25 protein-coding genes and 1 tRNA gene are annotated in these 24637 nt (G+C 35.8%); 21 read left to right on the top strand and 5 right to left on the bottom strand.

The window, feature by feature from the left end; genetic code table 11:
* Positions 1 to 38 precede the first annotated feature (38 nt).
* The 11 genes from AN161_RS25865 (at position 39) to AN161_RS25820 (ending at position 8692) form a co-directional block, all read left to right on the top strand.
* Positions 39 to 893 (top strand): hypothetical protein, encoded by an 855-nt coding sequence (locus AN161_RS25865; RefSeq protein WP_053597186.1) that lies wholly within the window; start codon positions 39 to 41, stop codon positions 891 to 893.
* A 1134-nt stretch (positions 894 to 2027) separates the two neighbouring features.
* Positions 2028 to 2198, top strand: a complete 171-nt coding sequence (locus AN161_RS29220) for a hypothetical protein (protein ID WP_241774658.1) — start codon at positions 2028 to 2030, stop codon at positions 2196 to 2198.
* Positions 2199 to 2433: 235 nt separating this feature from the next.
* Positions 2434 to 2670 carry a thioredoxin family protein gene (locus tag AN161_RS25860; RefSeq protein WP_053597185.1) on the top strand — a complete coding sequence of 79 codons (237 nt, stop codon included), beginning with the start codon at positions 2434 to 2436 and terminating at the stop codon, positions 2668 to 2670.
* A gap of 167 nt (positions 2671 to 2837) precedes the next feature.
* Positions 2838 to 3443 (top strand): winged helix DNA-binding protein, encoded by a 606-nt coding sequence (locus AN161_RS25855; protein ID WP_053597184.1) that lies wholly within the window; start codon positions 2838 to 2840, stop codon positions 3441 to 3443.
* A 235-nt stretch (positions 3444 to 3678) separates the two neighbouring features.
* Positions 3679 to 3750: transfer RNA gene (locus AN161_RS25850), tRNA-Cys, on the top strand.
* Between the two features lie 32 nt (positions 3751 to 3782).
* On the top strand, positions 3783 to 4046 hold the full coding sequence (locus tag AN161_RS25845; protein ID WP_053597183.1) for a hypothetical protein: 264 nt from the start codon (positions 3783 to 3785) through the stop codon (positions 4044 to 4046).
* A 278-nt stretch (positions 4047 to 4324) separates the two neighbouring features.
* Positions 4325 to 5572 carry a serine hydroxymethyltransferase gene (gene glyA, locus AN161_RS25840; protein WP_053597182.1) on the top strand — a complete coding sequence of 416 codons (1248 nt, stop codon included), beginning with the start codon at positions 4325 to 4327 and terminating at the stop codon, positions 5570 to 5572.
* 13 nt (positions 5573 to 5585) lie between these two features.
* A complete protein-coding gene (gene hemL / locus AN161_RS25835) occupies positions 5586 to 6893 on the top strand; it encodes a glutamate-1-semialdehyde 2,1-aminomutase (protein ID WP_053597181.1) in 1308 nt (435 codons plus the stop codon).
* Between the two features lie 8 nt (positions 6894 to 6901).
* Positions 6902 to 8119: a cysteine desulfurase gene (locus AN161_RS25830; RefSeq protein WP_053597180.1), complete on the top strand. Its 1218-nt coding sequence runs from the start codon at positions 6902 to 6904 to the stop codon at positions 8117 to 8119.
* A gap of 113 nt (positions 8120 to 8232) precedes the next feature.
* Positions 8233 to 8463, top strand: coding sequence for a bifunctional hydroxymethylpyrimidine kinase/phosphomethylpyrimidine kinase (locus tag AN161_RS25825; RefSeq protein ID WP_053597179.1), 231 nt, complete (start codon positions 8233 to 8235; stop codon positions 8461 to 8463).
* Positions 8435 to 8692 (top strand): aminotransferase class III-fold pyridoxal phosphate-dependent enzyme, encoded by a 258-nt coding sequence (locus tag AN161_RS25820; protein WP_053597178.1) that lies wholly within the window; start codon positions 8435 to 8437, stop codon positions 8690 to 8692. The genes AN161_RS25825 and AN161_RS25820 overlap by 29 nt, the downstream gene beginning before the upstream one ends.
* Positions 8693 to 8699: 7 nt before the next feature.
* Here AN161_RS25820 and AN161_RS25815 read toward each other — a convergent pair whose 3' ends face one another.
* Positions 8700 to 9596, bottom strand: a complete 897-nt coding sequence (locus AN161_RS25815; RefSeq protein WP_053597177.1) for a LysR substrate-binding domain-containing protein — start codon at positions 9594 to 9596, stop codon at positions 8700 to 8702.
* A 189-nt stretch (positions 9597 to 9785) separates the two neighbouring features.
* Here AN161_RS25815 and AN161_RS25810 point away from each other — a divergent pair, with 189 nt between their 5' ends.
* Both AN161_RS25810 and AN161_RS25805 read left to right on the top strand, forming a co-directional pair.
* Positions 9786 to 10496, top strand: coding sequence for an MOSC domain-containing protein (locus AN161_RS25810; RefSeq protein WP_241774657.1), 711 nt, complete (start codon positions 9786 to 9788; stop codon positions 10494 to 10496).
* A 675-nt stretch (positions 10497 to 11171) separates the two neighbouring features.
* Complete coding sequence (locus AN161_RS25805) at positions 11172 to 12134, top strand: tRNA-dihydrouridine synthase (protein WP_053597218.1); 963 nt, start codon at positions 11172 to 11174, stop codon at positions 12132 to 12134.
* A 206-nt stretch (positions 12135 to 12340) separates the two neighbouring features.
* Here the strand turns inward: AN161_RS25805 and AN161_RS25800 are convergent, their stop codons facing one another.
* Positions 12341 to 12619, bottom strand: coding sequence for a GNAT family N-acetyltransferase (locus AN161_RS25800; RefSeq protein WP_053597176.1), 279 nt, complete (start codon positions 12617 to 12619; stop codon positions 12341 to 12343).
* Between the two features lie 351 nt (positions 12620 to 12970).
* Here AN161_RS25800 and AN161_RS25795 point away from each other — a divergent pair, with 351 nt between their 5' ends.
* The 4 genes from AN161_RS25795 (at position 12971) to AN161_RS25780 (ending at position 17515) form a co-directional block, all read left to right on the top strand.
* Positions 12971 to 13678 carry a response regulator transcription factor gene (locus AN161_RS25795; protein ID WP_053597175.1) on the top strand — a complete coding sequence of 236 codons (708 nt, stop codon included), beginning with the start codon at positions 12971 to 12973 and terminating at the stop codon, positions 13676 to 13678.
* A complete protein-coding gene (locus AN161_RS25790) occupies positions 13672 to 14700 on the top strand; it encodes a sensor histidine kinase (protein WP_053597174.1) in 1029 nt (342 codons plus the stop codon). The genes AN161_RS25795 and AN161_RS25790 overlap by 7 nt, the downstream gene beginning before the upstream one ends.
* A gap of 114 nt (positions 14701 to 14814) precedes the next feature.
* Complete coding sequence (locus tag AN161_RS25785) at positions 14815 to 15579, top strand: ABC transporter ATP-binding protein (protein ID WP_053597173.1); 765 nt, start codon at positions 14815 to 14817, stop codon at positions 15577 to 15579.
* Entirely contained in the window at positions 15569 to 17515 is a 1947-nt protein-coding gene (locus AN161_RS25780; protein WP_053597172.1) for an ABC transporter permease, read from the top strand. The genes AN161_RS25785 and AN161_RS25780 overlap by 11 nt, the downstream gene beginning before the upstream one ends.
* A gap of 230 nt (positions 17516 to 17745) precedes the next feature.
* On the opposite strand, the gene AN161_RS25775 is transcribed toward AN161_RS25780, so the two are convergent.
* Entirely contained in the window at positions 17746 to 17949 is a 204-nt protein-coding gene (locus tag AN161_RS25775) for an alpha/beta-type small acid-soluble spore protein (RefSeq protein ID WP_053597171.1), read from the bottom strand.
* A 183-nt stretch (positions 17950 to 18132) separates the two neighbouring features.
* Between AN161_RS25775 and AN161_RS25770 the strand changes: the two genes are divergently transcribed.
* The 3 genes from AN161_RS25770 to AN161_RS25760 all read left to right on the top strand — a co-directional run bounded on the left by AN161_RS25770 (position 18133) and on the right by AN161_RS25760 (position 20169).
* On the top strand, positions 18133 to 18627 hold the full coding sequence (locus AN161_RS25770) for a DUF1456 family protein (protein WP_053597170.1): 495 nt from the start codon (positions 18133 to 18135) through the stop codon (positions 18625 to 18627).
* Between the two features lie 264 nt (positions 18628 to 18891).
* Entirely contained in the window at positions 18892 to 19086 is a 195-nt protein-coding gene (locus tag AN161_RS25765) for a hypothetical protein (protein WP_053597169.1), read from the top strand.
* A gap of 399 nt (positions 19087 to 19485) precedes the next feature.
* On the top strand, positions 19486 to 20169 hold the full coding sequence (locus AN161_RS25760) for a hypothetical protein (RefSeq protein ID WP_053597168.1): 684 nt from the start codon (positions 19486 to 19488) through the stop codon (positions 20167 to 20169).
* 177 nt (positions 20170 to 20346) lie between these two features.
* Here AN161_RS25760 and AN161_RS25755 read toward each other — a convergent pair whose 3' ends face one another.
* Positions 20347 to 22041, bottom strand: a complete 1695-nt coding sequence (locus AN161_RS25755) for a HAMP domain-containing methyl-accepting chemotaxis protein (protein WP_053597167.1) — start codon at positions 22039 to 22041, stop codon at positions 20347 to 20349.
* 405 nt (positions 22042 to 22446) lie between these two features.
* On the opposite strand from AN161_RS25755, the gene AN161_RS25750 reads away from it, so the two are divergent.
* On the top strand, positions 22447 to 23328 hold the full coding sequence (locus AN161_RS25750; RefSeq protein ID WP_053597166.1) for a copper amine oxidase N-terminal domain-containing protein: 882 nt from the start codon (positions 22447 to 22449) through the stop codon (positions 23326 to 23328).
* A 133-nt stretch (positions 23329 to 23461) separates the two neighbouring features.
* Here the strand turns inward: AN161_RS25750 and AN161_RS25745 are convergent, their stop codons facing one another.
* Entirely contained in the window at positions 23462 to 24433 is a 972-nt protein-coding gene (locus tag AN161_RS25745) for a M23 family metallopeptidase (RefSeq protein WP_053597217.1), read from the bottom strand.
* Between the last annotated feature and the right edge of the window lie 204 nt (positions 24434 to 24637).

Here is a 24637-nt window from a genome sequence, read left to right as displayed (position 1 = left end):
AGTAACCGATTATTTATTCCATAAGGAGGACTAGAATAATGAATCTAATCAATAAGAAAGTTACACACAAGCGTTTTGGCATGGGTAGTATAGTTAAACATAATGATTCTAGTATTGAAATACATTTCGCATCGGAAAAGAAAATGTTTGTTTTCCCTGATGTATTTGGAAAGCACCTAAAACTACATGATAAAAGTGCTGCTAAGTCACTCGAGGAAATTATACAAAAAAAGGAAAAAGAACAAAAAGAGCAAGAACGGAAAAAGGAAGAGGAAAAAAAACTACAACGAAAGAAACTGGCCCTTCGCTTGGAACACGAAAAACTTATGAAAAACCATAAACTTCATCCCGAATCACAAATGGTTTTTTGGTGTGACACGGAAGAACAGAATAGTTCTTTTTCGGAGTGGAAAGTTTTTTCGGGCGTAATAAAAAGTGGGAATAACAAAGGGAAGCCAAACAAGCCGAGCCGCTTGCACCAAAATAGCGCTGTCCTATTAACAGCAATAGATTCCAACATGCCTGAGAAAGACAGACGTATCTTAGGTGTCTATATGGTGAATGAAGATTTTATCGGTAAGCTTTGTGAAGATGGATATATTCCTGCTCATTCAAAATACAGAATCCAACTTACAGAACAGGAATCGGATCAGCTGCTTTTCTGGCAATATTATATAAATGAAAAATCCCCCGAAAAAATGACATGGAAAACAGGTAAATACCGTTATTTTGAAAATTCATGGATGGCTCAAATTTTACTTGATATAGTTTCGTTGAAAAGTGACCCAAATGAACGAGAGCTAGCACAACAATTTTTAAAACATTTTTGTAGAATGAATCAGATAACAGTTCAAGAGTTACCAAAGCCTAATGGCGCATTAATGCGTATTTAGACGTTAGCTCAAAGATTATAAGAATGACAGGGGACTAACACATTTTTCCACCTCTCAATAATGCCGAGCATTGCCTAGCTCTGTTTGCTATTAAGCGTGTATAAATCAGTTATTTTTCTTGGGTTTTTTTGGTGTATTTATAAACAAAAGGTATATTTTGGGGGATTCTGCAACATCTGCTTTAATTTTGGCAACAAAATCTATTTTCTTTTTAGCAGTATGTTTGATTGGGGTTAGTTGATTGTAACTGCTGGGATTGTTCATGTCGTATCTAACCTGATTTAGGATTAAAATGTAAGTTATGCAGTTGTTTCAAAGGCACCAATTTTATCAAATTTAGAACCATACGTGGCCATGTTTATGGGGATAGTCATATTATAAAAATTATTCTGAGTGAGCGAACTTGGTTTGGGTTTGTGTCCACTTGAGGTAGGACCTTACCTAAGATTAAAGTATCTAGATCAACCAGAAGGTAATACGGGAACAGTCATCCTTTAATTTTAGATGTTGTGAGGATTTACACTTATACTACTATGTACTTAGTTAAAGGAACAACAGTTGAAGACGAATAAGAAAAATAGGATCGATTTCACTAAAATAGGAACCGAGCATATAAAATTAAACCCACCAGCACCTCATGTGTTGCCGCATACACTCCACACATTGTGAAGCGGTAGCTTGGTTGGAGTTGGTATAATAGAAAAGCAGTTGATATAGAAAAAATCTATACCATCTGCTTTTTTGTTTAACTTCTTTCAGCGGGTGTCCAAGCATCCGCTGAAAGAGGAACTCAGGCTAAGAGCTTCACATCCTGTGAAAACGCCTGAGTGACCAACATCGTGTTGGCCCAAAGCCTCCGGCGGATTAAAAATACCATTCAGGACCGATTTTCGTTAAAATAAATAAGCTACTAAACGAAAATGAATAAGGAATAGAGACAGAAATAAGGCACTTCCTGTTCAAAATTGAACAAGAAGTGCCTTATTTTTATCTGAAAAAGGTTCGCTTTTATGAAAACGTAAGTTTTTCAGTGCCCTCAGGAACCTCTGGGGTGTTTTTTTTAAAAGTGTTCAACTTGTAATTGCAATTTAGGTCTTTTTTTGTGTGCCTAAAAATGAAGAATAGATGTGAAATATGGCTGGATTAACATTGGGAAGTTTATTTGATGGAATCGGGGTATTTCCTCAAACTGGTTCTCGTTACGAAATTATTCCAACATGGGCAAATGAAGTAGAGAAAGCGCCTATTTTTATTACAAAAGTTATCGGAATTATGTTTTTTCTTCCACCCTATGTGTCCCATTAACATCAATTGGTTCATTAATCCGACTATTGTTAATCGACCATCTAGATAATTTTTGTGAATTCTTTTGATTGTTAAATAAAACATAACTTCGATATAAACTGATAATGCTTTTGAAAAACTCAATTAGTTTTACCTATGGATACTATAGGTAATTTGATATTGTTTACTTTTATGGCACTTTCTATAATTTAAATTAAGTAGCAATGCTACAAAAAAGTATAGGAGATGATGGTAAATGTCAAAAGCAATTTTTTATCATGCGGGTTGTCCAGTTTGTGTAGATGCGGAGCAAATGGTTCTTGATTATCTTGATAAATCAAAAATTACTCCGGAAGTAGTGCATCTTGGCACTGATCAAAATCGTATTGAAGAAGCAGAAAAGGTTGGAGTAAAATCAGTCCCAGCATTGGTGATCGGTGAAAATGTATATCATATCAATCTTGGTGCAAGTTTAGCTGATGTTAAGGGATAAGTTCTAAAAGAAGGTGCTGTTTGGGCACCTTCCCCTTTGTTCAATAAGGTTTATTAAAACATGCCTTTAATTAATCTTTTTACCACATATAATAAATAGAGAAACCTATATTATGCTTCATAGCATAATCGTTTTGATAAATTAAGTGTGGAAAGGTATGAAATGTTATGATGTTCGATTCCCAATATCGAAAAGATAATCGATCCGCAAGAATGAGCATGGCTTTATTCCGAATCTCGCAGGCAATCAAAAAAATGACACAGGCGGAAAGTGATGCACTCGGATTATCACCTGTACAAACTCAAGGACTATTATTTGCTGCGTATACTAGAAGTGATATGGCTACAGTGGGGAATTTTGCTAGTACAATCGGTACAACACATGTAACAGCAGTTAAAATACTGAATAGATTGGTAGAAAAAAAACTAATTTATAAAATACAAAAGGCAGATGATAGACGTGTGACCCTAATTTCTTTAACTGAAAAAGGACAAAAGGTCATTTCTAACCTTGATGACTGGGAGCAATCATTAGAGGATGCACTACAGTCTCTACCTGAAAATGTCTTGTCACATTTAGAACTCGGACTTGGATCTGTTGTTTCTACTTTACAGAAAAAAGGACATTTAGTTGTATCAGAACCTTGTTTAGGTTGTATTTATTTTCGCCCAAGTACTGGAGAAAAAACTGCACCGCATTATTGTCAGTTAATACAAAAATATTTAACCCATGAAGCCTCACTTAAAGAGTGTCCTGAACATACGGCTTTTTAAAAGTGAAAAGAAAAAATTGGTGAAAAGAGTTTTACTTGGGGAGTTTTGTAATTATTCTATACTCATAGGGAATAACCATCATAATAAAATAATCATAAAAATAAGTAATGATGGAATTTTAATTAAAGATTCACTAATAATGATAGGTAAAACCAATGATTGTTAGTAAAATATAGAGATTGAACTTATGATTTAAAGTGGGTAATATCGAATATAACGCAATACACTTACTTATGGGAGTATAGCCAAAGTGGAAAGGCGAAGGTCCGCAAAACCTTATATTCTGGTTCGAATCCAGATACTCCCTAATAATTCCTTTTAAAGAAATGAGGAAGTAAAATGAATTTTTTGTGGATTGAGACTACTGATGATAAAGAGACTAGAGAATGTTTTCGTCTCCTAAAGTCAATTCAACAACAGGGTATTGATCAAAATTATCCTGGGGTTGAAATGGATATACTGTCGATGGGTATGTCTGGTGATTTTGAGATAGCCATAGAAGAAGAGGCAACGCTTGTTCGAGTAGAAACTGCAATATTTGGAAAAAGAGAGTACCCTGACAGTTATTATTGGAATGAACAATTACGAATAATTAGAGATTAATTTAATAAGTAGTTAAGTTACATTAGTAAATGTCCAACAAATAGAATTCTCAAGATGTCCCTCTCGTTGTTAAGAATAACAATGAGATTTTTTAATCCACCTTACAGTAAAAAAATACAGAATATTAGATCATTAATGTTGAACTTGCATATTAAGATTGCAATGAAAAGAGTAGCTAGTGACTGATTTTCTATATGAAATAATTTATAAAATTGAATTTTAAATTAAAAATGAAAAATTACTATGTAATGAAGTTATACATCAGGGAGGAAATGTAAATGGAGAATTTGTTTAAAGAAGACCCTGCTATAGCAAAAGCAATTCGGCAGGAGCTATATCGACAGCACAATAAAATTGAATTGATTGCTTCGGAAAACTTTGTTAGTGAAGCTGTTATGGAAGCGATGGGTACAGTCCTAACAAATAAATATGCGGAAGGCTATCCTGGACAAAGATATTATGGAGGTTGTGAGCATGTTGACATAGTAGAAGAATTGGCTAGAGAAAGAGTTAAAGGTTTATTTGATGCAGAACATGCCAATGTACAGCCGCACTCAGGTTCGCAGGCTAATGCAGCAGTTTATTTTGCAGCTGTAAATCCAGGAGATACGATTTTAGGCATGAATTTATCACACGGTGGTCATTTAACACATGGAAGTCCCGTTAATTTCTCTGGTCAGCTATATCATTTTGTTTCTTATGGTGTCGACGAACAAACCCATCTAATAGACTATGATGAAGTGAGGAAACTTGCCCATGAACATAAACCTCGAATGATTGTAGTGGGAGCAAGTGCTTATCCACGTACAATAGATTTCGAAGCTTTTTCTGAAATTGCTAAAGAGGTAGATGCGTTATTTCTTGTAGATATGGCTCATATTGCTGGCATTGTTGCAGCTGGTTTACATCCAAACCCTGTACCACATGCTGATTTTGTAACAACGACAACACATAAAACACTGCGAGGTCCAAGGGGAGGAGTCATTTTATGTAAGAAATCCTGGGCACAAGCAATTGATAAAGCAGTCTTTCCAGCTATTCAGGGTGGACCGCTTATGCATATGATTGCTGCCAAAGCGATAGCATTTAAAGAAAATTCCTCCTCTGAATTTAAACAATATATGAAAAATGTACTTCAGAATGCAAAAGTATTAGCTGAAGCATTGATAGCAGAGGGTTTAAATGTTGTATCGGGAGGTACTGACAATCATCTTATCCTCTTAGATCTGCGCAATATTAAGATCACTGGAATGGATGCACAACTACTACTTGATGAGATTGGCATCACGGTAAACAAAAACGCAATTCCATTTGATCCGACAAGTCCACAAATAACAAGTGGAATTCGTCTTGGTACGCCAGCCATAACTACAAGAGGAATGGGACCAAGTGAAATGATAGAGATAGCACGTATTATTTCACAAGCATTGAAGAATCCACAAGATTCAACATTAATCAAACTACTTAGTGATGAGGTCAAAGAAATAACTTCGGGGTTCATTTTATATGAGCGGAAGATTCATTGAGAGGGGAAAATAAATGAATACAAAAAGAGTGGATTCTTACTCCAAAGCATTATTTGAACAAGCAAAAATTGTGATTCCTGGAGGAGTGAACAGCCCGGTACGTGCATTTTCGTTGGTTGACTCTCCCCCTGTTTTTATTACAGAAGGTCGAGGATCTCACATATTTGATGTTGATGGAAATGAATTTATTGATTATATATGCTCATGGGGACCTTTGATACTTGGGCATGCCCATCCAACAGTGGAGGAAGAGATACAGAAGGCAGTAAGAGATGGATCAAGCTTTGGATTATCTACTGAGATTGAAGTGAAAATGGCTAAATTAATATGTGAAATTGTTCCATCCATTGAAATGGTACGTATGGTGAACTCTGGAACAGAAGCTATAATGAGTGCGTTACGTTTAGCAAGGGGATATACAAGGCGGCAAAAAATTGTGAAATTTAAAGGTGGCTATCATGGACATGCTGACGCTTTGTTAATCAAGGCAGGTTCTGGGGTGGCCACATTAGGATTGCCCGATAGTCCGGGGGTACCCAATAATGTCACTATTGATACTATTACAGTACCTTATAACAGTATGGAGAGTATCCGTCATACCTTTGAACAATTTGGGGAACAAATCGCAGCTGTTATTGTCGAACCAGTTGCAGGAAATATGGGAGTTGTTCCTCCAAATCCTGGATTTCTCCAAGGGTTACGTGAGATTACCAAACAGTACGGTAGCTTGCTTATCTTTGATGAAGTAATGACTGGTTTTCGCGTAGACTATCATGGGGCACAGAATCTATACGGAGTCGATCCCGATATTACCTGTTTAGGAAAGATTATAGGAGGGGGATTGCCTGTGGGAGCTTATGGAGGTAAACGTGAAATCATGGAGCAAATTGCACCCGCAGGACCTATTTATCAAGCAGGTACATTATCAGGGAATCCACTTGCAATGTCAGCTGGATATAGAACTCTACGGTTACTTGAGCAGATTGAAATCTATGATGATTTGGAAAGAAAAGCGGCTAGACTAGAAGAAGGCTTCAAACAAAATGCTGAATTGACAAATGTGCCATTAAAAATTAACAGGGTAGGCTCCATGCTTTCTACCTTTTTTACAGAACAAGAGGTTGTTGATTATGAAACAGCTAAGAGTTCGGATATGCAAGTTTTTAAAAAATATTATACGAGTATGCTGAATTTTGGAATTCTGACGGCCCCTACACCTTATGAGGTGATGTTCATATCGGCAGCACACTCCGATGAAGATATTGAAGATACAATCAAGGCTCATTATCAAGCACTTAGTAATGTCAAAAGTATAGGGTGAGAATAATAATGGAATCGATCAATATGCAAAAACAATTTCCGATACTGAATCAAAAGATTCATGGGTATCCGTTGGTTTACTTAGATAACGCAGCATCAACACAGAAACCGCTCCAAGTCATTGAATCATTGCAACAATACTATGAACAAGATAATGCTAATGTACACAGAGGAGTACATACGTTAAGTTCACGTGCTACAGATGCTTATGAAGGAGCACGGAAGAAAGTAGCTAATTTCCTTAATGCAGAGACGGAAAAAGAAGTTATCTTCACTCGTGGTACGACATCTTCTATAAATCTAGTAGCTAGTAGCTATGCAAGGGCTGTCTGCAATGAAGGGGATGAAATTGTGATCTCCGCAATGGAACATCACAGTAATCTGCTTCCTTGGCAACAAGTGGCAAAAGCAACGAAAGCTAAATTAAAACATATCCCACTCCAAAATGATGGAACATTTTCTATTGGAGATGCTGAGAAAGCAATTACTAGCCACACGAAAATTGTAGCCGTTTCGCATGTTTCTAATGTATTGGGAATTGCTAATCCAGTGAAGCAAATGGCTGCAATTGCTCATAAACATGGCGCTGTCATCATGGTGGATGGTGCACAAAGTGTCCCACATATAAAGGTAGATGTTCAGGATTTGGGCTGCGATTTCTATGCCTTTTCAGGTCATAAGATGTGTGGACCAACTGGTATTGGAGTGTTGTACGGAAAAAAGCAATTGCTTGAGAAAATGGAACCGATTGAATTTGGAGGAGAAATGATCGATCATGTTGATTTACATGATGCATCTTGGAAAGAATTGCCGTGGAAATTTGAAGGAGGAACTCCAATTATTGCAGGGGCAATTGGTTTAGGTACAGCTATCGATTTTCTAGAAGGAATAGGATTAGATACGATAGAGAAGCACGATAAACAATTAACTAGCTATGCGGTAGAACGAATGAAACAAATTGAAGATGTGACAATGTATGGACCTGATGATGGACGTTTTGGGTTGGTTACGTTTAATTTAGGCAAAGTTCATCCGCATGATCTAGCCACGGTTCTCGACACTTATGGTATAGCAATACGCGCTGGGCATCATTGCTGCCAACCATTAATGCGACACTTTGAAGCTAGTGCTACGGCACGTGCCAGCTTTTACTTATACAATACAGAAGAAGATATCGAACGATTCATTTTAGCACTAGAGAAAACGAAAGAGTTTTTTAAAAAGTGATTTTATTTTAATATCCGCGTAAATACACTCTATTTCGATGGATGGGTAAACACTAGGTCACAAATTAAAGACAAAGAAAATTCAGATTCATAAACAAGAGAGGATTTGATTATATGTGGGTACCTAGAGCTTTATCAATAGCGGGTTCTGCTGCAAGAGGAGGTGCTGGGATTCAAGCTGATATAAAAACTTTCCAGGAGATGGGTGTGTTTGGTCTAAGTTCTGTCACTGGTATTGTTGCATATCATCCATTTACCAATCAAAATGTGTTTCCTATAGAATTAAGTGCTATTGAAGCACAGGTATATACAGCGCTTGACAGATCAACTTCAGCACTATCCTAGTGTACAAAATATAAGAGGGCTTGGTCTCTTAATTGGTATTGAATGCCGCGAACCGATTTCCCCAATAATTCAAGAGCTGCTGCAACAAGGACTGCTCGTACTTACTGCGGGAACCCATGTAATTCGTCTGGCACCGAGTTTATTAATTACTAAAGAAGAAATTGACCAAGCCGTTGACCTCATTGAAAACGCGCTGGAAAGTATTGAAAAGAAAGAAGATTATTCCTGATAAAACTCTAGTTAAAGCGTTCACCTTTAATTGTTTTAATCAATTGGTCCATAAAAACACGACTAGCAGCACATAAATGTTTGTTCTTTCGATAGGCAATGCCAATCTGTGTGGTGATTACCGGATCTTGAATAGGAATCGTTTTAATATGAATATTGTCAATATAATCTAAGTAAGCTTTTGGTAGTATCGTAACACCGACGCCTTTGCTTACCATTTGAATGATAGATTCCATCGTCGTCATTTCAAGTACTGGTTTGGGTGCGAAATTCATTAAGCGACACTGTTCGTTAACAACTTGTCGTAGAAAATAGGTTTCAGGTAATAAAATAGATGGTGTCTCTTTCAAAACTTGAAGTGATACACACACCTCTTTTGCAATGATGTGATCTATAGGTGCAGCAAAAGCAAGATCTTCTTTATAGAGCGGAATAGCTTCTAGGTCTTCATGTTCCAACGGTAAAAAAACGATACCCAAATCCAATTCATTTTGTAATAGTCCTTTGTAAATATCTCCAGTTCGTAACCCTTGTACAGAAAGTTCTACATTGGGATAAGCATTGTGAAACCTGATAACTGTTGGGGAAAGCAAATAATTAACAACTGTGAGTAGGGAGCCTATTTTGAGCGTACCCCTCTCTAATCCCTGAAGCTCGCTAATTGCAGCACGTGCCTGAGAAATTTCATGAAAAACATTGTAGCTGTGATGGAGCAATGTTTTACCTGCATCAGTAAGTATATTTTTTTTGCCAATACGATCAAATAAAGGCATCCCAACTTCATGTTCTAACAAGCTAATTTGTTGACTAAGAGAAGGTTGGGCAATACCTAGTTTCTCCGCCGCACGTGTAAAATGCAGCTCTTGACATAGTACGATAAAGTATTCCAATTGTTTTAGTTCCATCGAATTTCCTCCTAAGTATTTATATGTATAATGATAGGTTTTAACTATCATTATACACTAATTTATTATATATTTCTAATAGACGGAATTTTTGGGAGAAAATGGTTTAAATATTTAAGTTTATGCATTACCATCTTAAAATTGCTGAAATATGAATCAAAATTAATTTTAAAAAGGAGTTTGATATCGGTGAGTCAACCTGTGATAGATAAAATAATGGTAGGAAGGCCACAAACATTCGGAAATAAAGATGCAAAACATCCAATGGATCGTGAGTGGACCACTGGAATTGTAAAATATCCAGTTAAAGGGAAGATTTGGGCAGGGAAAACAAATCTTGGAGGGGATGGACAAGCAGATCTTAAGCGACATGGTGGACCAGAAAAGGCAATTTTTGTCTATACGGTTTCTCATTATGATTATTGGCAAAAAAAATTACAAAGGCCAGACTTTTCCGTCGGTGCATTTGGTGAAAACTTAGCTGTTAAAAACATCAATGAAGATGATTTATGTATCGGTGATGTATTTCATATTGGTGGGGCTGTCGTTCAAGTTTCGCAACCAAGGCAACCATGTTGGAGACCAGCAAGACGCTGGAAGATAAAAGATTTAGCTTTACAAATACAACAAGAGGGCTTAACGGGATGGTATTTTCGTGTTCTTAAAGAGGGGGAGATACAAGCAGGAGATTATCTCCAACTTCAAGAAAGACCATTCCCTGAATGGACTGTGGCTAAATGCAATGATGTTATGCACAATAAAAAACATGATTTAGAATTAGCAGCTAGACTTGCTGCTTGTGAACTCCTAGCACCTAACTGGCGTAATACGTTATCTAAACGTGCAGAAGGTAAAGGAAAATTGGATATTCGTAATCGTGTAATCGGTCCAAATGAATAATCATGATGTTAAAGACTACAGTGATTTGGCATTGCTGAAAATAATGCGAATTCATCTGCAAGTATAGAAGAATTATCTTCAAGCTCTTTGCAAATTATGGAAGCTACGAGGGGTATTTCTTTTATTTCTCGAGAATCAGTTGAAATGAATTAGCGATGATGAATTAAATACAATGCAAAAACTAGTTCAAGAAGAGAGGATCTTGTAGATTAAAAAAATAATGCAGAAAAATTACTTTCTTCATTAAATCATGATGTCGAAAATAAGATTGGTGTAGGTATATAAACATCTTCAGATTTATAAGTTGAATTTAAATGAAATATAAAAAGCAGACGGTTTAGAAATGGTGATATTGCACCTCTAATTCGTCTTTTTTTCATTATTTCACAGTTCAACGATTGGCTAGTCTCACTTCATTGTGAAGCGATAGTATAATAGAAAAGCAGTTGAAATCTATAGCATCTGCTCTTTTGTTTATAAAAATACCATTCAGGACCGATTTTCGTTAAAATAAATATTGCCGATTTTCACAAATTATAAATGTCCAAATGTACTTGTATTTGATAATCAGTTATTAAGCATGATATAAGTGTAAAGGAAGTGGAACATTCGGCTTTATATTTTTTGACCGAGAGTTTGAAGTTGTATCCATAGTGAGAGGATTTGAGTTTGAAAATGATAGATAATTTTTGGCGTGATTTACCACGACCATTTTTTGTACTTGCACCAATGGAAGATGTGACGGATGTTGTTTTTCGTCACGTAGTAAGTGAAGCCGGACGACCGGATGTATTTTTCACAGAGTTTACAAACTCGGATAGTTATTGTCATCCAGAGGGCATGAAAAGTGTGCGTGGCCGTTTGATTTTTACAGAAGATGAACAGCCAATGGTGGCACATATTTGGGGAGATAATCCCGAATATTTCCGTCAAATGAGTATGGGCATGGCAGAGCTAGGATTTAAAGGCATCGATATTAATATGGGCTGCCCTGTACCGAATGTGGCAACGAGAGGGAAAGGCAGTGGCCTTATTCTGCTTCCAGACGTTGCGGCAGAGCTTATTCAAGCAGCAAAAGCGGGCGGACTGCCTGTCAGCGTGAAAACACGACTTGGCTATAACGATGTAAATGAGTGGGAGGAGTGGCTATCGCATATTTTAAAACAGGATATTGCGAACCTTTCTATTCATTTACGTACAAGAAAGGAAATGAGCCAAGTAGATGCGCATTGGGAGCTAATTCCGGAAATCAAAAAATTACGTGACCGTATCGCACCAAATACGCTACTAACAATCAATGGAGACATTCCTGACCGTCAAACTGGGCTGCAGCTTGCTGAACAATATGGTATTGATGGCGTTATGATCGGGCGAGGTATTTTTAAAAATCCTTTTGCTTTTGAAAAAGAGCCAAAAGAGCATAGCAGTAAAGAGTACCTTGATCTTTTAAGGCTGCAGCTTGATCTTCAAGATCAATATGCGGAAGTACTGCCACGTTCAATCACAGGGCTTCATCGCTTTTTCAAAATTTATGTCAAAGGATTCCGTGGAGCTGGTGAATTAAGAAATCAATTGATGAACACGAAATCAACAGATGAAGTGCGTGCATTGCTTGATAACTTTGGAAAAGAATGTTGATGGGACGGGGACAATGAAATGATGTAACTCTTCAAATGTTAGAGAAAAAATGAATCACATCAACTCATGTGTACTTACCCTTGTGTTGCCACATACACTTTGCACATGTGGAGTGCTGTTCACTGTTAGTACTAAAGGACAATTAAATAGGATGTATTGGTGGAAATAGCAAGAGGGGCAATGAACCCCTCTTTTTTGTTTCCTACCTAATTTAGTTTTGTAAAGTACCTTATCTCTTCTTTGTCCATATAAAGGCCAACAGATTCGTATAGAGATAAGGCTGATTTATTTGTAGTTAATACCATGAGAATAGCTTTTTGTAGCTGATGAGACTTAAGATATCTCAAAGCTTGTGTAAGCAAATACTTGACAATACTGCGCTTTCTCCATGGTTCACGGACAAAAACGTCCTCTATTACACTGTGGTTATCTTCTTGCCATGCCATCAGTCCACCAACAATAGCATCTGTTTGACGTATGACCATGGAAGGTTAGCTATGCGAGTTTCCCTTAATAAATTTGCCTTTTGATTTCATGTGTTTATTCGCAAAAAAAACTGCGCACGTTATCAATATTATTGTGGGCCACCCAATTTGCAATATTCTTTTCCTTTAAACCAGCTTCAGAAAGTGATTTACTACTGTAGCTTTCTCCGATTACATAATGATCACTAGTTTTATCTATTTCTCAATCTCCTTCTTTATTGATACTATTTATACATTATATATTATAAAATGGTATTATATGTAACATGTTGTTAGTGTTCCTAAGTATGATTCTTTAAATAACTCTTTCTCAAAATTTCTGTTATCCATCGTATAAAAGGAGAGTCAACTATGTACAAACTTATGCTTATTGAAGACGATACTGAATTAAGTGCGCTTATTCAAGAAAACTTGGAGCGCTATGGGTATACTGTTGTACAGCCTGAAAACTTTTTGAATATAGAGAATGAGTTTACGAGAATTAAACCTGATTTAGTTTTATTGGATATTAATTTACCTTATTATGATGGCTATTATTTATGTAGGGCTTTTCGTAAGCAGTCGAATGTGCCAATTTTAATTATTTCTGCTCGTAATCAAGAGCTAGATCAGATTATGGCTATTGAACTTGGGGCTGATGACTATATTACGAAACCATTTACGTCTGAAATGCTGCAATCGAAGGTGAAGGCGACGACTAGAAGAGTTTATGGGGAATATGCAGCAAAAGGACAAAATCTTACGTGTGTTGGTCAGCTATGTATTGATGCCGATACACTTGTTCTAACTTTCCACGAGAAAAAGATTAACCTTAGCAAAAATGAATTTAAATTAATGAAAAAATTAATAGATAATAAAAATTCATTTGTATCGAGAGAAGAGCTAATCGAGGAAGTGTGGGACTCGATTACATTCGTAGAGGATAATACATTAACGGTTAATATGACGAGAATAAAGCATATACTATCTGAATTAGGATTTGATGATGTAATCAAGAGCAAAAGAGGAGTAGGGTATATGTTTCACTATTCTAATTCTACGAGGGGTTCGCAATGTTAAAGCATATTTTAATAAAATTCTTAAAAGATCGGTTGCTACTAATCATGTTTTATTTAATAAATATGATTTGCGTTATGACCTTTTTTCATCTAAATGAACCGGCAAATGATGAAATTTTTTATCCATTATCGATAGGATTATTTTTATTAACTGTGTATTTAGTAATTGATTGGCTTAACTACTATCAAACGAATAAAGCAATTGAGCTTATGTTAAGAGGACAATTTGTCGAAATACAACCATATACAGAGGAACAGAAGGCGTTTTATCAATTGCTAAAGAAAAATATAAGTGAACACACTCGAAAATATAATACAATGAAGGAACAGAAAAATGAAAGTCTATATTTTTTATCCCATTGGATGCACTTTTTAAAAACGCCTGTTTCTGTAATAGAACTGATTATTAGTAAAGGAAAAACAGAGGAAACTACTGTCCTTTTTGAAAAAATTCAGCGAGAAAACAAACGAATACATACTTCAATAGAGCAAGCGTTAACGATGGTGAGAATGGAAAGCTTTGAAACCGATTTGGACATAACTGCAGTTGATTTACTTACTACGTTGAGAAAAGTCATTAATGAGCGAAAAAGGGAATGTATTTACCATTCTATATTTCCGGTCATCGAATTTAATGAAGAAGAAGCCTTTGTTGTTACTGATGTAAAATGGAACACAATTTTATTGGACCAAATCATTTCCAACGCTATTAAATATTCAAGCTTAAAAAGCGGGAAGAAACAGCTTGTTTTCAAAATTGAACGTTTCGAGGAATACATTATATTATCTATTATTGATGAAGGGATAGGCATGCATTCTTATGATATCGATAGAGTATTTCAACCATTTTTCACAGGAGAAAATGGGAGAAGAACGCCCAATTCCACAGGTATCGGACTTTATATTAGTAAAAAAATAGCAGACAAGCTTGGGCAACCGATTACTATACAATCTGAAGTGACGAGAGGTACAACTGTAACGATTCGATGGCAAGCGACAGAAAATCATTTGTCTCAAGTATAGAGCGTAGAACCAAACCTTACAGAGTTGTAAGGTTTTTTTAGTGAATCAAATTTTTTTATAGCCACTTGTAATTTAGAATGGTATTCAATACCGATTTCCATGGAGGGAAGAATAATGGTTATTTTAGATGCGAGAAATATAGTTAAAATATACGGAGAGTCAGGGGAAGAAGGTTCCACGACGGCACTGGGCGGAATAAGCCTATCAATGAAAAAGGGTGAGTTTGTAGCCATTATGGGACCATCTGGAAGCGGAAAAACAACATTACTTAACATATTAAGTGGAATTGATAAGCCAACCTCTGGTGAAGTTGTAATTGAAGACAAAGCTATAAGTGAAATGGGTGCTGATGAATTAGCATTGTTTCGCCGACAACAATTAGGATTCGTCTTCCAAGAGTTTAATCTTTTAGATAGCCTAACGGTAAAAGAAAATATTATGTTACCAATGATCCTGGAAAAGAAAGGCGCAGCTGAAATGGAGGAGAAGGTAAAAAGTTTATCTAAGCTTTTTGGGATTGATATAATCTTGAATAAATATCCCTATAACGTATCGGGTGGACAGGGGCAGCGTACGGCTGTTAGTAGAGCCTTAGTTAACGAGCCTAGTATTATCTTTGCCGATGAACCCACGGGAAACTTGGATTCGAAAACATCAGAAGTAATTATGGAATGCTTTGAAAAGATTGTTCAAGAGCTTGAGGCAACCATTCTTCTTGTGACTCATGATGTCTTTGCAGCTAGCTATTGTCAAAAAGTAATCTTTATAAAAGATGGTGTTATTCATTCTTATATTGTGAAAAAGGGCAATAAGAAAGAATTTCTCAATCAAATCATTGATAATCTAGCCGTCTTAGGGGGAAGAGCCCATGACATTTAAGCAAGTTGTATGGAAAATGGCAAAGGTGCATTATAAAAAATATCTTTTATACTTGGTCTGTAATAGCTTTGTCGTTATGTTTTTCTTTATGTTTTCTACCCTCTATTTCAATGAGCAAATCGAACAAGTTAAAAAGCTGGAATCTCTGGATTATATGTTGAATGTACCAGGAATTGCCCTGATCGTTTTTACGATGTTTTTCATTACCTATGCACATGGTATTTTTATCAAAAGAAGAAATAGCGAGTTTGGGCTATTCATAACGTTAGGGATGACTAATCGCGATATTAGCAAACTATTACTATTAGAGAATGCCCTTATTGCTTTTCTTTCTATAGTAATTGGGCTTCTTTCAGGGGGCATATTTTCGCGGCTATTCTTTTTACTTCTCATGAATAGTGTGGGCTTAGAGGAAATTACTTTTCAGTTAAATAGCAAGATGTTTTACTTTCCCATTATCATTTTCATCATCATTTACTTTTTTGCCATAGGTAAATCACTTTATCTGATATTAAAACGAAATCTTCTACAAAGCTTAAAAAGCAATAAGGTTGCGGAATCATTTAAATTAAAAAGTCCGAAGCTTGGAGTGCTTGGACTTGTTTTGGTTATTGGATCAGTCCTAGGGCTTTTTATTACGTATATTGGTCCACATGCTGGTGAATTTCTATATATTTGGTTCACAATAACGACTGTAGGTTTATATCTTTGTCTCTCTCAGTTTATGAGTTTTTTTTTAGAGCTAGCGAAACAAAATAATGAATTTTATTATCAACGATTATTGTTATTGACGAGTATAGACTATAAATTTAAGCAACTCACCTCTATATTAATGATGGTGACAATGATGATCATGATAACCACCTTGTACAGTACTATCATATTATCCACGTATACGTTAAATGAAAAGGAAGTGTTGAATCAAAATCCTTTTGATATAGCATTCCTCCAACCGAAAACGAAAGATAATTTGTCTATAGGTGAGTTCGATGCAGTATTAAATAATGAAGAAAATCCTGTTCAAAAGCATATAGTAATTCCATTGTTTTCTTACTATGAGAAAACGTATGATGGTTGGTATAACCTTTATAACATAATGACAGTGGATCATTTTAATGCATTAACTTCTAGAGAGGTAATATTACAAGGGCGAGAATATCTTCGTTATTTGAACGTAGAACCAGCGTATGCAGGGGATGTGAAGGAAGACATTCAGGAATGGACAATTCCAAGTAGAGAAGGCGATATCACTTATTCACTAAAAAAATCTATTATTGAAAGTAATATTAATTCTCTTTTGGGTGTTTCAGATTTTATTATTGTCAGTAATTCCGAATTTGAGTTTCTTAAAGCGAATGTAAATGGTTTTGCATCGAACCTTCATTTAATTAATGTTGTCAGCTGGAAAGAGACAACAAAGGCAGTTGAGGACTTAGAGGAAAGATATAGCAATGAAAAGATCCCACCAATTGTAGATGTTAGAGGAAAGAATGTATCACAAGAGAACTCATTCAAAATTGCCTCTAAAATAGGGAGCCATTATCGTAATATCCATTCTAATGGTATGTTATTCTTTGTCATGACTTTTTTGAGTATTATCTTCTTTTTTGGTTCCTTTATTTTATTATATTTAAATCTTTTTTCAGAGATCGATAAAGAACAAGCGAAGTATCAAAAACTTTTTAATATAGGGATTACTGCAACAGAAGTAAAGCGAATGATATCTAGGGAGATGACAATCATATTCTTTATCCCAACACTAGCAGGCATGGGCTTAGCCTTTCTATATGTTATTTCTATGGCAAATGATGTAGGTGGTGTCATAAGGAATCCAGAAATACTATTACAGTTCTTTAGCGTTTCAGGAATTTATCTTATCATTCAAATAGGATTTTATCTATATGCCAGGAGGAAGATGTTTTCCCATTTAACTTAGCTTTGATGAGATTGAAAGAACGTATGAGCAAAGTCAGGCAGATCAAGAAAATTGGACAGCAACAATGTAAATAATAAACGAGAGGGTTGAGCTTTTGTGAAACAAATAGATGATTCGATGTTAAAATTCATACAGACAATGAATAAATATCTTCAAGAAATAAAATAATGAAAACACGAAAGAACGAATTCCAATCAAAGGGATTCGTTCTTTTCTTTTTTTATTTTTAATTATAATAAACCTTTTGAACGTTTTTCAGCCATTTCTACGAGGCGTTTTGTAATTTCTCCTCCGACTGAACCGTTTGCACGAGAAGAAGCTTCTGGCCCTAACTGTACATTAAATTCTTGTGCAATTTCATATTTCATCTGATCTACAGCCTCTTGTACACCAGGTACGAGAAGTTTATTTGAGCTACGATAATTGTTAGCCATTTTTCTCACCTCCTTGTGATTAGAATGGTCGAGAGTTTACTTTTAATACATTTAAAAAGAAGGAAATGCGCAGTCTAAATACTGTAGGAATTTCAGAAAGTAGCTAAAAAAGTACTGCTCTCTGTTATAATTAAGCCTGGCTTTTTATATTTGGCTTTAATAGTACATAAAGGAGGTTTTTAAATGACGAATAATGATATTTTAATTCGTTTAAGATATGCGTTAGATATTAAAAATACAGAAATGGTTAAAATTTTTAAGCTAGGTGGCATGGACTTTACGAAGGAAGAAGTATTGAACATGCTTATTAAAGTTAATGATGAGGAAGAAGCACCTGAAGAATACATCAAATGTAATAATAAAATGGTAGAGGCTTTTTTAAATGGATTTATTACATTTAAACGAGGTCCTCAAAAGCCTAAGCCTGGTCAGCCGGAAGGACCACTACCTGTTTCAGGAAAAGAGAGTCCTAATAATATGCTATTAAAGAAAGTGAAGATAGCGTTATCCTTAACGAGTGAGGAGATGCTCGATATTTTATATGATGGAGGCGTTAACGTTTCGAAAGGCGAATTAGGTGCCATTTTAAGAAATCCAAGTCATCGTAACTATAAAGAATGTGGCGATCGCTTTGTGAGAAATTTTTTAAGAGGGCTGACAGATAAATATAGAGATTAAAAACACTCTCTTTGAATTGTCAAGAGTAAATTTTGATGAAAAGCTAATGAATTAATAATTAAAAAGCAGCTACAATTTTGTAGCTGCTTTTTTGGTGAAGTAATTTGCGTAGAAATCTCTTTTTAGATAAAAATATTCTACAAAAAGCACTTTTTTCTTATTTGAATGTTGTTGACAATTTGTGACCAAAATGTGTACAATGAAATTGACATAAAGTTGTCACAAAGAGGTAAAATAAATGTTCACGAACAGAGGGGTGCTTTTATGTTTGGTTTAAACATTTTATTAGTTGCTATCGCATGTGTTACTATTCCACTTGTTGTTGCTTCAGTGATGTTAGACATTTTTTATGCAGAAAAGAAAAAAGTTCGCTTTTCATTACGCCGTACATCTATGTGGTATTCCTGTATGTTTGCTTTATCATTCATACCGTCAGTCTTATTCATGACACTAAAATAAATAACTATCTTTAATAAGAATAATCATTTAGGGGTAATTGATTATTTTAAATTATAGTAGCAGCTACAACGTTTAAAATTGCGTTGTAGCTGCTTTTGGCTTTCTGAAGGGAATATTGTGTTAATCTGAGGAGACAATCAGAAGGTTTTTTAAGCTTATTAATGCTGTGGCAAGCAACTGATTTTGTTCCTTAGACAATGTTGGACGCAATGAAGAATTAATGGGAGCAATCAAATTGAGGACATTACTAACATGAGAGCATTGATTTTCAGTGTCCTTATGTTTTTTTGTTGCATAATTCCCACATAAATTAAGAATGAAAAGATAATCGTTAGAATAAAATTTCTATTAATATGGATGAATTTTTCCTATCGAATTCTTTTTGAGGGTGGGATACGGATGAAAACCTTTTTTCTCTTATTTCTAGGGACAATCTATTTATTATTAGCAGATGCAGTCGAGACAGCTATATTTAGTAGGGTTTATTTTTTAATTGGTTTAGGGCTAGTAATAGCAGGAGTTATTCGTTATGTTAAAAAACGACATATATTTATCAGCAGGTTAAACGAAATGAAAGACGCAAGTGAAGAGGAGCTAATGGCTATCCCTCATACACATTGCATCATATCAAATGATTGCTTAAGTGCTTTATTATTAAATGAGCCTACAAATACTCTTTTTTTTGCGAGCAGAGAAGATTTGGATGAGGAACTGATAAAAAAAGAAATCTTATTCAATAAAATATATGAAGTTGCTATAGTAGAGGACGAAATGTATATTGCAAGAACTAGTAATAACTTAATAAGTGGTTCATTACTGGGGGAAGATCAGGACATCGAAGAGGAATTAGATGAAGAGGACCCTGAGTATAATACGGTGTCTCAATTGACGTTGAAAATTGTAGCTGATAATTTATCTGACCCTATTCTGGAATATGTTTTTATGGATAACGATGAGCCTATATCAAGAGAAGAGGATGATTATCAAGAGGCGCTAGAGTTATGTGAGGAATGGTTTCAGAAGATCAGTGTAATTATAAAACGTTCTGAACTTGAAAGAGTACCAATTAGACATTGCCAATAAAATCTTTAAGTAGAAACGAAAGCTATCTCGAACGTAATGTCGAGATAGCTTTTTCTGGTAGAGATTATAAATGATCAGGTCACGGCTCGAACTGCTAAGGTGAGCCGAAGAAGTGATCAGGCGCCATCTAAAACCGAGTGGATCAACCATACGTTATGGTGATGAGCTACTTGTGCTTTAAATTTTAAATTGCTGTAATTGGATGTTTAGCTCTCCAGCCATACTAGCGAGCTGATTTGCACTCTTTGAGATTTCTTCCATAGTAGCAGCTGTTTCCTCTACAGTAGCGGTTGTTTGTTCTACACCAGCTGCAGACTCTTGTGTAATAGAAGCCATTTCATCAACAGAGGCATTGATGGACTCGGAGTTTTGAGCAACTTTATTTAAGTTTCCTGAAATGGTATTGATGTTAAGAATCATATCCTCAACAGCTTCCGAAATTTGTTCAAATGTTTCATTTGTTTGATTTAGTTGTGCTGTTCCTTTTTTTACTTCCTCATAGCCTGATTGTAGGGCAGATGTTACATTGCTAGTTTCACCTTGAATACGGTTGACGATTGTTGAAATGTCAGTGACAGAGAATTGGACCTGTTCTGCAAGCTTACGAACCTCATCGGCTACAACTGCAAAGCCTTTACCATGCTCTCCTGCACGAGCTGCTTCGATGGCAGCATTTAAGGCCAGTAAATTTGTTTGATTTGAAATATCGTCAATGACTGAAACAAGCTTGGAAATTTCAGCAGATTGCTCATTTAAGCCTTCAACTTTTTTCACGGAATCTAAAACAATCTCATTAATAGTTGCCATTTGGTGTGTTGATTGTACCATTAAGCCTTTACCTGTAGTTGTTAAATTTTGTACATGACCTGAATGCTCTTTTAATTCAATGCCTTCCTGTGTTGTTTCATGGATACTGCGCTGGAAAGAAACCATTGTTTCGGCTAAATCTCCTGCTGTGGATGCTTGTGTTTCTGTGCCAGAAGCTAGCTCCTGCATAGTCACTGTAATTTGTTCTGTACCTGATTGTACCTCATTAGAAGATTGAGCAAGTTCTTCGCTACTAGCTGCAACTTTTTCGGAAACAGCATGAATAGAGCTTATCGTTTGTTTTAATTTTTCATTCATATCATTCGCTGAAAGCATTAATTGACCAATTTCATCACGGTGAGTTATTGGAAGTAGCTCATGTTGCAGATTACCATCTGCTAATTCACTCATGCGCTTTGAGACAATCGTAATAGGCTTAGAAATTTTGCTAGCAGTGACAATGGCGATTAGGATACCTGCAATTGTTAATACAATACTAACAATCATTCCAATTGTTTTATTTCTTAAACTTGTTGATACTACGTCATCTCCTACCTCAGTAATGGCGTCTGAGCGTTTGTTGGCCATTTCTTCATAACCAATACGAACTTCAGTTACAAGATTATTTATAGCAGTTAAATTTTTTAATGCTAATTCTTTATCGCCCTTTTTATAAACATCGAATACTTCGGTATTTACGCGATCGCTCCACGTACGTGCCATTTCTACTAGCGTCGCACGCTCAGGAGTATTTTCGTACTTCTCAACAATACTATTGCTTTCTTCCGCAATTTTACGATATTCATTAAAAGTTTCTATGTATTTTTCATCACCCGATTCAACATAGCTTAAAGCCGCAGATAGACGAACACTCATAGACATTGCTAAATTTTTACTTGCAGTTAAGACAATTAAATCTTCATTCACTAAACCTTCTGCTTGTTTTTCCATCTTAGTATTGGAAATGTAAGTATAGGTTGTAAAACAAACAACTAATACTATCAAAAGAAGAAATGCACTTAAAATTCGGGCTTTAAGTGTTTTAAACTGAAAAATACCTTTCATCTTTTCCCATCCTTTTATTGTTCATTTTAATGTAGAACTGTGAAAAATTGTTATAGTACAAATATATTTTATAACTAATTCTATATATACATAAGCCCTTTTAATGGGAAAATTTAAAAATGGTTTTTTAGTACAATAACAAATCATGGTTATTAATTATAGGTAGTTAAATGTATATGTCTAAATAGAAATTCTAATTTTTTTTTAATAACTTTATGTATTTATACCTAACTTAATGAAAAAGCACTTGTTGTAAAATTAATCCCCATAAAGTTTATCTAATAAGTTCATAAAAAGCTTTTATATTGTTTTTTCCTTCATTATCCATATTTTCTGTTTGAATGGTATAATATATTTAGCATTCAATTGTTTCGCAAACAATACAATTCTAGGGGGAAAGATAGTATGAACAAATGGTTCAAAATAATGGGCTTCGTGATACTTGTGAGCTTTATTGGCAATACTCCAGCACATGCGGCTTCTTCGACGTCTCTTTTTGTCAACGGTCAAGCTGAGTATGACTTTATTACGGTTGAAGGACGAACTATGGTTAAATTAAGGTCTCTGAGCGACCCGGCATGGCCTGTGCTCGCTTATGATCCTAAGACTGGTATCGTCACGATTCAAAATAAAGATAAGAGTAAGAAAGTACAGCTTGTGGCGGGAAAAAAAACAGCAACAGTTAATGGGAAAACGATAAAATTAGACGCTGCAGTAGTAAATAAAAACGGTATCACTTATGTACCGATTCGTTTCATTAGCGAGACACTTGGCGGTTATGTCTATTACAATAACAAAGATAAACGGGTTATTGTCCGTACACCTGCGGGTCAGGAAGAATACGATATACTGATGCACGGGGATCTCACGAAGGCGCGTCATATTGCGCTCGGACTAGAAAAACTCACAGAGGGAGCGCCACCTCTTCATGCTGGAGAAGGGTATAATTACTTCCATTACACGTTTCCAGAAGGAGAAGCATTGCGTTTCACGCTGGATCTCGCCGGCTATAGCGATTCTTATTATGAAGTGAATAATGAAGGTCTGGCAGTCATTAAATGGCAGAAGGATGATGTGGCTGAACGAGAGTGGGGAGCGAAACCAACCTTTAAAAGCTATGTTTATTTCTTGGACGAGTATATGGGTGGCTTATTTACTTATGGAATTGTAGACGCTCAGGGCAAAGATACGGAGCTGGGAAAATTCAGTCAGGAAAATTGCAACAACAACAATTGCAACAAACTAGTTCTAAAAATTGAAGGGGAGAAACGGACAGATCAGAGGTAGAAAGCTTGTGGTAGATTAGCGACTGAGCTCGGCTAAAAAAACATAGAAGTTTTAGAAATTACCGGATATATGTAGCAAAAAAGAAGGATGGATAAAGTCAATTTTATCTATCCTTCTTTTTTGTGTGCAACATTTAATTACTGTTTTGCTTTGCTTTTTTTGCTAGTCGTTCCCATTGTAATAATGATGGATATGGATCAAATGCCCATTCTGTACGTCCATTGAATTTGTAGATGCCATAGTGAAGATGAGGTGGGAATTTTCCGGATGTCCCTTCTTTACCATAGCCAGAGCTGCCAACATAGCCGAGAACAGTTCCTGGCTCGACAAGGTCTCCAACTTCAATTTTCTTATGATAGCTACCAAGATGGGCATAATAATGATAAGAGTTATGATTGTCTCGAATTCCTATACGCCAACCACCAAATTGGTTCCATCCCTTTACTTCCACTACTCCATAAGAAGTAGAAAGTACTGGAGTACCATAGCTAGCGAAAATATCTGTCCCTTCGTGAATACGGCGTCCACCCCAGCCTCTGTTATCTCCCCATGTACCACGATAACTGTAATCATAATTAGGTGGGACTGGGAACGTGTGAGCATCAAGCTCAGTTGTTTTAAAATGTTTATACATTTTGGAAATGGTGAAAATTTGATTTACGGCTTGCTCAGTTCCGTAATATTCCCATAAAGCTAATTTAAAGTCTTCATCAGTTGTCCCAAATTTACTTAAAAAACTAGCCATGGAGAATATTATATCAACATCATCCTTTGGACTGGCAACTCCATCACCATTACCATCTAGCCCCATTCCTCCAAAATAACTAATTGTTTCTGGGACGGTATCATCTTTTACAGGATTTAAAGCACCTGACCAATATTCATCGGAAAATTGAATGGCAATGATACTATCGCGTTTTGGGATATCTTTACGAACCGACTGCAAATTGCGTTCATATTGGTCAATTGCTGCTAAGAAGTGCCACGGAATTAGTAATTCGTCAAATTGTACGTAATAGGCCATACGTTGCTGCACAATTTCTTCTTGCGTGAGTTCTTCCTTTGCTAAAGCAACGTTGGGGAGAGTAAAACTGCATAATAGCATCCATGATAAAAGGAATATAAAATGGCGATGGCGATTCAATAAAGGACCTCCTTTCTAACGTTAGAATAACCGAATTTTTTATCTTCATTCAGCACTTTTTGTGGGAAAACGAAGCGGTAGAAATGAGTAATTTATGTAAAAAAACGGCTCATCACATAACGTAGGGTTGATTTCCGTTCCGGCTGGGCGCTTTCCAGGGGCGTC

Source organism: Lysinibacillus sp. FJAT-14222 (genome assembly GCF_001278875.1).
In the GTDB taxonomy this organism is placed as follows: Bacteria; Bacillota; Bacilli; order Bacillales_A; family Planococcaceae; genus Lysinibacillus; species Lysinibacillus agricola.
The sequence above is the reverse complement of the archived record's forward strand: the minus strand, read 5'-3'. Positions and strand labels throughout refer to the sequence as shown.

Bases quoted from the DNA above. Each gene is read 5' to 3' on its own strand.
- AN161_RS25745 (WP_053597217.1), bottom strand. From the start codon at position 24,433: ATGCTATTATGCAGTTTTACTCTCCCCAACGTTGCTTTAGCAAAGGAA.
- AN161_RS25805 (WP_053597218.1), top strand. From the start codon at position 11,172: ATGATAGATAATTTTTGGCGTGATTTACCACGACCATTTTTTGTACTT.
- AN161_RS25750 (WP_053597166.1), top strand. From the start codon at position 22,447: ATGAACAAATGGTTCAAAATAATGGGCTTCGTGATACTTGTGAGCTTT.
- AN161_RS25770 (WP_053597170.1), top strand. From the start codon at position 18,133: ATGACGAATAATGATATTTTAATTCGTTTAAGATATGCGTTAGATATT.
- AN161_RS25790 (WP_053597174.1), top strand. From the start codon at position 13,672: ATGTTAAAGCATATTTTAATAAAATTCTTAAAAGATCGGTTGCTACTA.
- hemL (WP_053597181.1), top strand. From the start codon at position 5,586: ATGAATACAAAAAGAGTGGATTCTTACTCCAAAGCATTATTTGAACAA.
- AN161_RS25765 (WP_053597169.1), top strand. From the start codon at position 18,892: ATGTTTGGTTTAAACATTTTATTAGTTGCTATCGCATGTGTTACTATT.
- AN161_RS25830 (WP_053597180.1), top strand. From the start codon at position 6,902: ATGGAATCGATCAATATGCAAAAACAATTTCCGATACTGAATCAAAAG.
- AN161_RS25860 (WP_053597185.1), top strand. From the start codon at position 2,434: ATGTCAAAAGCAATTTTTTATCATGCGGGTTGTCCAGTTTGTGTAGAT.
- AN161_RS25845 (WP_053597183.1), top strand. From the start codon at position 3,783: ATGAATTTTTTGTGGATTGAGACTACTGATGATAAAGAGACTAGAGAA.
- AN161_RS25855 (WP_053597184.1), top strand. From the start codon at position 2,838: ATGATGTTCGATTCCCAATATCGAAAAGATAATCGATCCGCAAGAATG.
- AN161_RS25780 (WP_053597172.1), top strand. From the start codon at position 15,569: ATGACATTTAAGCAAGTTGTATGGAAAATGGCAAAGGTGCATTATAAA.
- AN161_RS25795 (WP_053597175.1), top strand. From the start codon at position 12,971: ATGTACAAACTTATGCTTATTGAAGACGATACTGAATTAAGTGCGCTT.
- AN161_RS25785 (WP_053597173.1), top strand. From the start codon at position 14,815: ATGGTTATTTTAGATGCGAGAAATATAGTTAAAATATACGGAGAGTCA.
- AN161_RS29220 (WP_241774658.1), top strand. From the start codon at position 2,028: ATGGCTGGATTAACATTGGGAAGTTTATTTGATGGAATCGGGGTATTT.
- AN161_RS25775 (WP_053597171.1), bottom strand. From the start codon at position 17,949: ATGGCTAACAATTATCGTAGCTCAAATAAACTTCTCGTACCTGGTGTA.
- AN161_RS25825 (WP_053597179.1), top strand. From the start codon at position 8,233: ATGTGGGTACCTAGAGCTTTATCAATAGCGGGTTCTGCTGCAAGAGGA.
- AN161_RS25800 (WP_053597176.1), bottom strand. From the start codon at position 12,619: ATGGTCATACGTCAAACAGATGCTATTGTTGGTGGACTGATGGCATGG.
- AN161_RS25815 (WP_053597177.1), bottom strand. From the start codon at position 9,596: ATGGAACTAAAACAATTGGAATACTTTATCGTACTATGTCAAGAGCTG.
- AN161_RS25760 (WP_053597168.1), top strand. From the start codon at position 19,486: ATGAAAACCTTTTTTCTCTTATTTCTAGGGACAATCTATTTATTATTA.
- AN161_RS25755 (WP_053597167.1), bottom strand. From the start codon at position 22,041: ATGAAAGGTATTTTTCAGTTTAAAACACTTAAAGCCCGAATTTTAAGT.
- glyA (WP_053597182.1), top strand. From the start codon at position 4,325: ATGGAGAATTTGTTTAAAGAAGACCCTGCTATAGCAAAAGCAATTCGG.
- AN161_RS25865 (WP_053597186.1), top strand. From the start codon at position 39: ATGAATCTAATCAATAAGAAAGTTACACACAAGCGTTTTGGCATGGGT.